The organism is Williamsia sp. z71 (genome assembly GCF_059553375.1).
Map to the genome: position 1 here is coordinate 195,334 of NZ_JCANWX010000010.1, position 6,688 is coordinate 202,021.

General features: G+C 63.6%; 7 protein-coding genes. 4 read left to right on the plus strand and 3 right to left on the minus strand.

The annotated features are described in order from the left end of the window. Positions 1-106 precede the first annotated feature (106 nt). Together ppk2 and AC51GR_RS22855 are read left to right on the plus strand one after the other, a co-directional pair. Positions 107-1,075: a polyphosphate kinase 2 gene (gene ppk2, locus AC51GR_RS22850; protein WP_496326945.1), complete on the plus strand. Its 969-nt coding sequence runs from the start codon at positions 107-109 to the stop codon at positions 1,073-1,075. 43 nt (positions 1,076-1,118) lie between these two features. Further along, positions 1,119-1,940 (plus strand): hypothetical protein, encoded by an 822-nt coding sequence (locus AC51GR_RS22855; protein WP_496326946.1) that lies wholly within the window; start codon positions 1,119-1,121, stop codon positions 1,938-1,940. Positions 1,941-1,965: 25 nt separating this feature from the next. Here the strand turns inward: AC51GR_RS22855 and AC51GR_RS22860 are convergent, their stop codons facing one another. Continuing rightward, the gene (locus AC51GR_RS22860; RefSeq protein ID WP_496326947.1) at positions 1,966-2,349 is read right to left on the minus strand and encodes a hypothetical protein; all 384 of its coding nucleotides are present in this window, start codon (positions 2,347-2,349) and stop codon (positions 1,966-1,968) included. Positions 2,350-2,409: 60 nt separating this feature from the next. Here AC51GR_RS22860 and dinB point away from each other — a divergent pair, with 60 nt between their 5' ends. Together dinB and AC51GR_RS22870 are read left to right on the plus strand one after the other, a co-directional pair. Beyond that, positions 2,410-3,621, plus strand: a complete 1,212-nt coding sequence (gene dinB / locus AC51GR_RS22865) for a DNA polymerase IV (protein WP_496326959.1) — start codon at positions 2,410-2,412, stop codon at positions 3,619-3,621. 47 nt (positions 3,622-3,668) lie between these two features. Next, positions 3,669-5,147, plus strand: coding sequence for a DUF2079 domain-containing protein (locus tag AC51GR_RS22870; protein WP_496326948.1), 1,479 nt, complete (start codon positions 3,669-3,671; stop codon positions 5,145-5,147). A 78-nt stretch (positions 5,148-5,225) separates the two neighbouring features. Here AC51GR_RS22870 and AC51GR_RS22875 read toward each other — a convergent pair whose 3' ends face one another. After that, positions 5,226-6,122: a transposase gene (locus tag AC51GR_RS22875; RefSeq protein WP_496324072.1), complete on the minus strand. Its 897-nt coding sequence runs from the start codon at positions 6,120-6,122 to the stop codon at positions 5,226-5,228. Positions 6,123-6,244: 122 nt separating this feature from the next. Further along, positions 6,245-6,640, minus strand: a complete 396-nt coding sequence (locus AC51GR_RS22880) for a hypothetical protein (protein ID WP_496324071.1) — start codon at positions 6,638-6,640, stop codon at positions 6,245-6,247. Positions 6,641-6,688 lie beyond the last annotated feature (48 nt).

The window sequence follows — 6,688 nt, forward strand, 5'->3', positions numbered from 1 at the left end:
TTACGGTGCCGCTCTTCGTGTATCGGCAGATCGTCGACGCCGTGTCGTCGGCCCGGGTTCACAAAGCCGACACCTGGCAGCGGGTGAATCAGACTAGATTGAATCGGTGAACGAGATACTGCGCCTTTCGGATTTTGGACCCGACCACCCCGACGTGGGGCCCGACTTCAGTGTCGTCGCCGGTCGTGAGGCCTTGCAAAAGATCGTCGACCTCGCCGACACGACCCAGTTCCTGGTCGACGACCGCGACGACGACGACCCGCGGCTGCTGACCTTGCCCGGGCGCAACGTCATCGACACCTGGCGTGAGGGCTATCCGTACGACGAACGCATGGGCCGCGACCAGTACGAGCTGGAGAAGCGGCTGCTGCAGATCGAGCTGCTCAAGCTCCAGAAGTGGATCAAGGCAACCAATCAGCGACATGTGCTGGTCTTCGAGGGCCGTGATGCCGCGGGCAAGGGTGGCACGATCAAGCGATTCATGGAACACCTCAACCCGCGCGGCGCGCGGGTGGTCGCACTCGAGAAGCCGAGCGAGCGGGAATCGACCGAATGGTATTTCCAGCGGTACGTGCAGCATCTGCCCGCGGCCGGAGAGATCGTCATGTTCGACCGCTCCTGGTACAACCGGACCGGCGTCGAGCGGGTCATGGGCTTCTGTACCGATGAACAGCACGCACAGTTCCTGCGGCAGGCTCCACTGTTCGAGGAGATGCTGATCGATGACGGCGTCAAACTGGTCAAGTTCTGGTTCTCGGTGTCGCCGTTGGAGCAGCGCACCCGCTTCGCGATCCGGCAGGTCGATCCGGTCCGGCAGTGGAAACTGTCGCCGATGGACCTTGCCTCCCTGGACAAATGGGACAAGTACACCGCGGCCAAGGAGGAGATGTTCGCCGGAACCGACACCGACCATGCGCCGTGGACCGTGGTGAAGAGCAACGACAAGAAGCGCGCCCGGCTCAGTGCGATGCGGCACGTCCTGAGTCTGTACGACTACGACGACCGGGACGACGAGATCGTCGGTCGTCCCGATCCGCTGATCGTCGGTCGTGCCCGCGACATCATCGGTGAGTAGGAGCTTCCCGGGTTTTGGGCCGTTCGATCGGTAGCCTGGGTCGGTGCGTTCCTTCCTTGCTGCGGTGCTCTGTCTAGTCGCGATCGTCTCTGCCGCCATTGCGGTGCCGGCATTCTGGGTCAACTCCAATCTCGTCGACCGTGACGGTTTCAGCGAGATGGTTGCCCCGCTCGCCGACAACTCGAAGGTCCAAGAACAGATCGCCGACGAGATCACCGCGCAGGTGTCCGCCTCTGCGCCGCTGATCCCGACCGGGCTGATCCGCCCACTCGCCGAGGCGTATACCCGCAGCGGCAACTTCAAGCCCGACTTCGTCGAGGCGATGAATCAGCAACACGACTGGTTGTTCGAAGAGGCGAAACCCGAAGACGAGGGCCAGGTCATGTCGCTGAACCTGACCCCGATGGTGAACCGGGTCATCAACGACCAACTCCTGAGCGGTGTTCAGATCTCCGGGCCCATCGAGGTCCCGCTGAGCGACTCGGCGCGATCCGGTCTGGAAGCGGGTCGCTATCACGAACTCGGCGACCAGATCGGGTACATCGCAGTGGGGTCGTTGGTGGTCGCGGTGGTCGCGGGGCTCGGCGCGCTGGTGGTGGCGCGACGACGCGGGTTGGTCATTGCCGCAATCGGATTCGGTGTGATCGTCGGAGGCGCGCTGACCTGGCTGTTGGGCGGGTTCGCCCAGCGTCGGGCACGGGACGAGATCTCCGGGGCGGAAGGTTCGGCGCGCGAGGTCGCCGAACTCATCGTCGACAAGGTGGTCGACGGCATGCAGACCGTCGGCCTGATCGCCGCCGGCGCCGGTGTGGTGGTTGTGGTCGCCGGCATCGTGGTGTCGGCGGCCCTCGAGCGTCGGCGTTAGACGGTCGATGAGCCGGCCCCCTGCGTCATGACAGGTTGGGCAAAATCCGCCAGGACGCCGCGAAGTTGTTGAGGATGTTCCAATCCGACGGGACCGCCATGCCGAAGACCGGAATTCCCAGTCCACACCCGACGACTCGCGTTTCCGATTCGCCGGGGGCGAGTTCGGGGATGGTGAACTGCGTCCCCTCGAGCGAGAATCCTGACACCTTCACGTCGTAAGCGGTGGTCCCACCGACGTTGGTGGCGGTCACCGGGCACAGGGAGAGCTTGAACCCGAAATTGTCGCCGCGGGACTCAACGGACACCTTCACGTCCGCCGGGGTGGCAGCGGTGGCGCTGGCCGGCAACGCCAGGGTCAGTCCGGCGGCAGCCGCCAGTGTTGCCAGGCACATTCTGGTTCGTGTCATGGCGATGACCCTATCGGCGAATCGGACATGGCACGCATTGTCGGAGCCGTATGCGAACATATGTTCGTGTCCCGGATTGAGCAACGAGAACAGGCGAGCATCCTGCATGCCGATCTCGACTCGTTCTATGCCTCGGTCGAGCAACGCGACCACCCGGAGTTGCGCGGACGGCCGGTGATCGTCGGCGGCGGGGTGGTGCTCGCCGCCAGTTATGAGGCGAAGGCCTTCGGGATCCGAACACCGATGAACGGCAGAGAAGCACTCGCGATGTGTCCGCGGGCCGTGGTGATGCCGCCGCGGTTCGAGGCCTACAGCGATGCGAGCAATGCCGTCTTCGAGATCTTCCAGGACACCACGCCGGTCGTCGAGGGAATCTCCATCGACGAGGCCTTTCTCGACGTCGGCGGGCTGCGTCGGATCAGCGGTTCGCCGTTGGAGATCGGCGCGCGCCTGCGGGCCCGGGTGGCGACCGAGGTGGGGCTGCCGATCACCGTGGGGATCGCGAGCACGAAGTTCCTGGCGAAGGTGGCCAGTGCGGTGGGCAAACCCGACGGACTTCTCGAGGTCGCGGTCGGCACCGAACTCGATTTCCTGCATCCGCTACCCGTCGAACGGCTCTGGGGCGTGGGTGCGGTGACCGCGGAAAAGCTCCACAATGCGGGATTGCGCACGGTGGGCGATCTGGCCTCGGTCGGTGAAGCGCTGCTCACCTCACTCGTCGGCGGTGGCGCCGGCCGGCATCTGTATGCGCTGTCGATGGCCCGCGACCCGCGGCGGGTGGAGGTCGGGCGTCGTCGCCGTTCGATCGGATCCCAGCGCGCGATGGGCCGTCGCGCAAAGTCACCCGGTGAGCTCGAGGCCACGCTGGTCGGGATCATCGACCGGCTCGGCAAGCGGCTCCGTAAAGCCGACCGCCTCACGCGCACCGTTGTCCTTCGACTGCGGTTCGACGATTTCACCCGGGCCACGAGATCGCACACCCTCTACGAGTCCACCGATCGCACCGATGTCCTGATGACCGCATCGCGGAAGATCCTCGACGCGGCGATGCCGATGATCGAGGAAAAGGGCTGCACGTTGCTCGGTGTCTCGCTCACCAACCTGTCCGGCACCGAGGTCGTCCAGTTGGCGTTGCCCTTTGAAGAACACCATCAGGAGAAGCTCGATATCACGGTCGACAGTCTGCGGGACCGATTCGGTGCCGGGTCGGTGACCCGGGCAGTGCTCCTCGGCCGCGACAGTGGAATGCAGGTCCCGATGCTGCCGGACTGATCGTCATGGCACCGGCGTAGGGCGACGAGCCGCGCTACGGTGGCAAAATGTCTTCATCCATGGTGGCGGACACCGATGACGTGGCCGGAGAAGGGCTCGGTGAAACCTCGCCCCTCCGGAGCAGGCGAGAACAGTTCATCGATCCACGGCTGTGGAATGTGCCGTGGGTGGTGGCACTCGGCGCCTTCGCCGGGCTGGCGATCGTGTACATCCTCTATTCGGTCAGGCGCTTCGAGCGACTCGGATACACCGGATGGGATCTGGGCATCTTCACCCAGGCGGTCAGTGCCTACGGGCGTTTCGAAGCGCCGATCGTGCCTCTCGAAGGCACCGACATCAACCTGATGGGCGATCACTTCCAGCCGTGGATCGCCCTCATCGGGCCGGTCTACCGGTTCTTCCCGACACCGATCACCTTGTTGGTGGTCCAGGCGTTGCTCTTCGCGCTGGCGGCCATACCCATCGTGCGGCTGGCCACCAGGCAACTGGGTGTTGTCGTCGGTGCTTCGATCGCGCTCGCGTACGGACTGTCCTGGGGTATTGCCCATGCGTTGGCCTTCGACTTCCACGAGATCGCCCTGGCCGTGCCGCTGCTGGCGTTCAGTGTGGTCGCCCTCGTCGAGGAACGGTGGCGCGCTGCGCTTCTCTACGCGCTGCCCCTGGTGTTCTGTAAAGAAGACCTCGGGTTGACCGTCGCGGTGCTTGCGGCCGTGGTTGCCTGGCGATGCGGCCCGCAGGCCTATCGCTGGGCGGTTGCGACCGCGGTGTGGGGTGTGGTCTGGACCATCCTGGCGACAAAGGTTTTCGTGCCGGCGTTCAGCAGCGCCGACTATTCCTACGGAACGAAGTTCGCCGAGTCCCCGGCCGAGGGTGTCCGGGCGTTCCTCCTCGGATTTGCCGCCGGAGACGCCCGCGCGTCGACGGCCTTCATGCTTCTGGTGATCACGCTGTTCCTGGCTGTTCGTTCACCGATCGCGCTGATAGCGGTCCCGACCATCGCGTGGCGGTTCTGGAGCACCAACCATCTGTACTGGTCCGATGATTACCACTACGACGCGATCCTGATGCCGATCATGTTCGTGGCGATGATCGATGCGCTGATGTCGTTGCGCAGGCAGGGCCGGTCGCGGCGGGTGATCACCGGATTTGCCGCCGCGGCCGCGGTGATCGCAGTGGCGTTGACCGCTGGTGGTCCGCTGCACCGGCTCGCCGAGCGCGACTTCTACACCCCGGCCACGGCTGCGCAGTCGGTGGAGTCCCTGGCCCGTCAGATCCCGGAGGGACAATCGGTGGCAGCAACCAACAATGTTGCGCCGCATCTTGTCTCGGACCATGAGGTGACGCTGTTCCCGCGGCTCGATCGTGACCGTTCCGTCCCGCAATGGATCATGGTCGACACCAACACCTACAACATGTTCCCCACCAGCCCCGACGGTGTCCGAAAGGAACTGAAGAAGATCGAAACCGGTGGACAGTACCGGGTCATCGACCGCGATGGCGGCGTGGTCCTGCTGCGCCGCACCTGACCCCCCGCCGAGCGGGCCGAAATCACCGCCGAGCGTGCCGAAAATGCTGGCGTGCGGTAGATGTCAACCTGTGTGGAGTCATTTTGTGGCGGGTTGGGGTCCGGTGGAGTTGATTCCTGACCAGTTCGGGGCGGGTGGGGCGGTTGGTGGTTGGCGGAATCGGTCTGGGTGTTCGGTGTAGTAGGCGTCGAGTGCTTGTTGCCGGCGGCGGTGGGTTTCTCGCCAGGATCCGTCGTGGACGTCGTTGGGTGTGTAGAGGCTGATGCCGCTGTGGCGGTGGTGGTTGTTGTACCAGTCGGTGTAGGTGGTGACGTAGTCGCGGGCGTCGTTGAGGGTTTCGAAGATGCCGGGGAAATGTTTGCGGTGTTTGAGGGTTCGGAACTCTGACTCGGAGTACGGGTTGTCGTTAGAGACGCTGGGACGTGAGTGCGATTCGTTGATCTTGTTGTTGCCGAGCATGGTTTTCATGGCATCGGAGCGCATCGCTGATCCTGAATCTGCGTGTACCCATTGGGGTTTGGTTCCTTCTGTGGTGAATGCGGTTTCGAACATTTCCACTGCCATGTAGTCGAGTTCACGGTTTTCGACGCGGTTGGCGATGATCTTGCGGGAGAAGATGTCGATGATTGAGTACACCTTGAATGCTTGTCCGCGGTAAGGGGCTTTGAAGTCGGTGATATCCCAGGACCAGATTTGGTTCGGTCCGGTGGCCAGCAGTACAGGTTTTTCGCGGGGCCCGGTTTTGGTGCGGTGGGTTTTGACTGGTCGCTGTGATTGTTCCAAGGCTGCGGCGTAGCGCCACCAGGTGCGGCGTGAGCCGACTGTTATGCCCTGGTCCCAGGCGGTGGCGTAGGCCTGGTCGACGGAGTCGCCGCGCGTCCAGGCCCGTAGTACGTGCTCCTCGATCGTGGTGATCTCGGTCAGATTCAGTGCGTGTGGTTGGTGGCGTTGGGGGTGTGAGATCGGGTTGCTCACCCGGTTTCGGGGGCGTTGGCGGTATTGCCAGGTTGACCGTGAAATATTCAGTACGGCAAGGGCTTTGCGTTGGCTCATCCCGGGTAACTGTGCAAGTAGGGTGACCAGCATGTTTTCGGAGGTCAGGAACTGGGTGGCTCGGGTGGAGTGGGGGTGTCGTCGGGCGTGTGCTCGCTCCACTTGTGCATGAGCCCGATAGCTTTTCCCAACGCGTCGTTGGCCGCTCGTAAGGAGGAGTTTTCCTCGTGGAGTTCGGCCAGTTGCGCGTCGTGTTCGCGTTGTTGTTGGGTCAGGAGTTTTTCCAGATCCTCAAGTCGAGCAGGGTGGCTGGTCATTCCTCGAGTCTTGCGAGGTACGAGGTCGCGGTCAAGGTCGCCGTGGAGATAGGCGCTGCGCCAGCGTGCTAACTGTCGGAGGCTGAACGGTTTGTCCTGCAGCCAGGCGGTCTTGCTGCCGTGGCGCTGTTGCAGGTAATCGAGGACGAACTCTCGTTTCTCATCGGTGGTGAAGGCGAGCATCGGGCTTCCTCTCGGTGCGGTGACTCACCTTGAGGCTGACACGGAGGG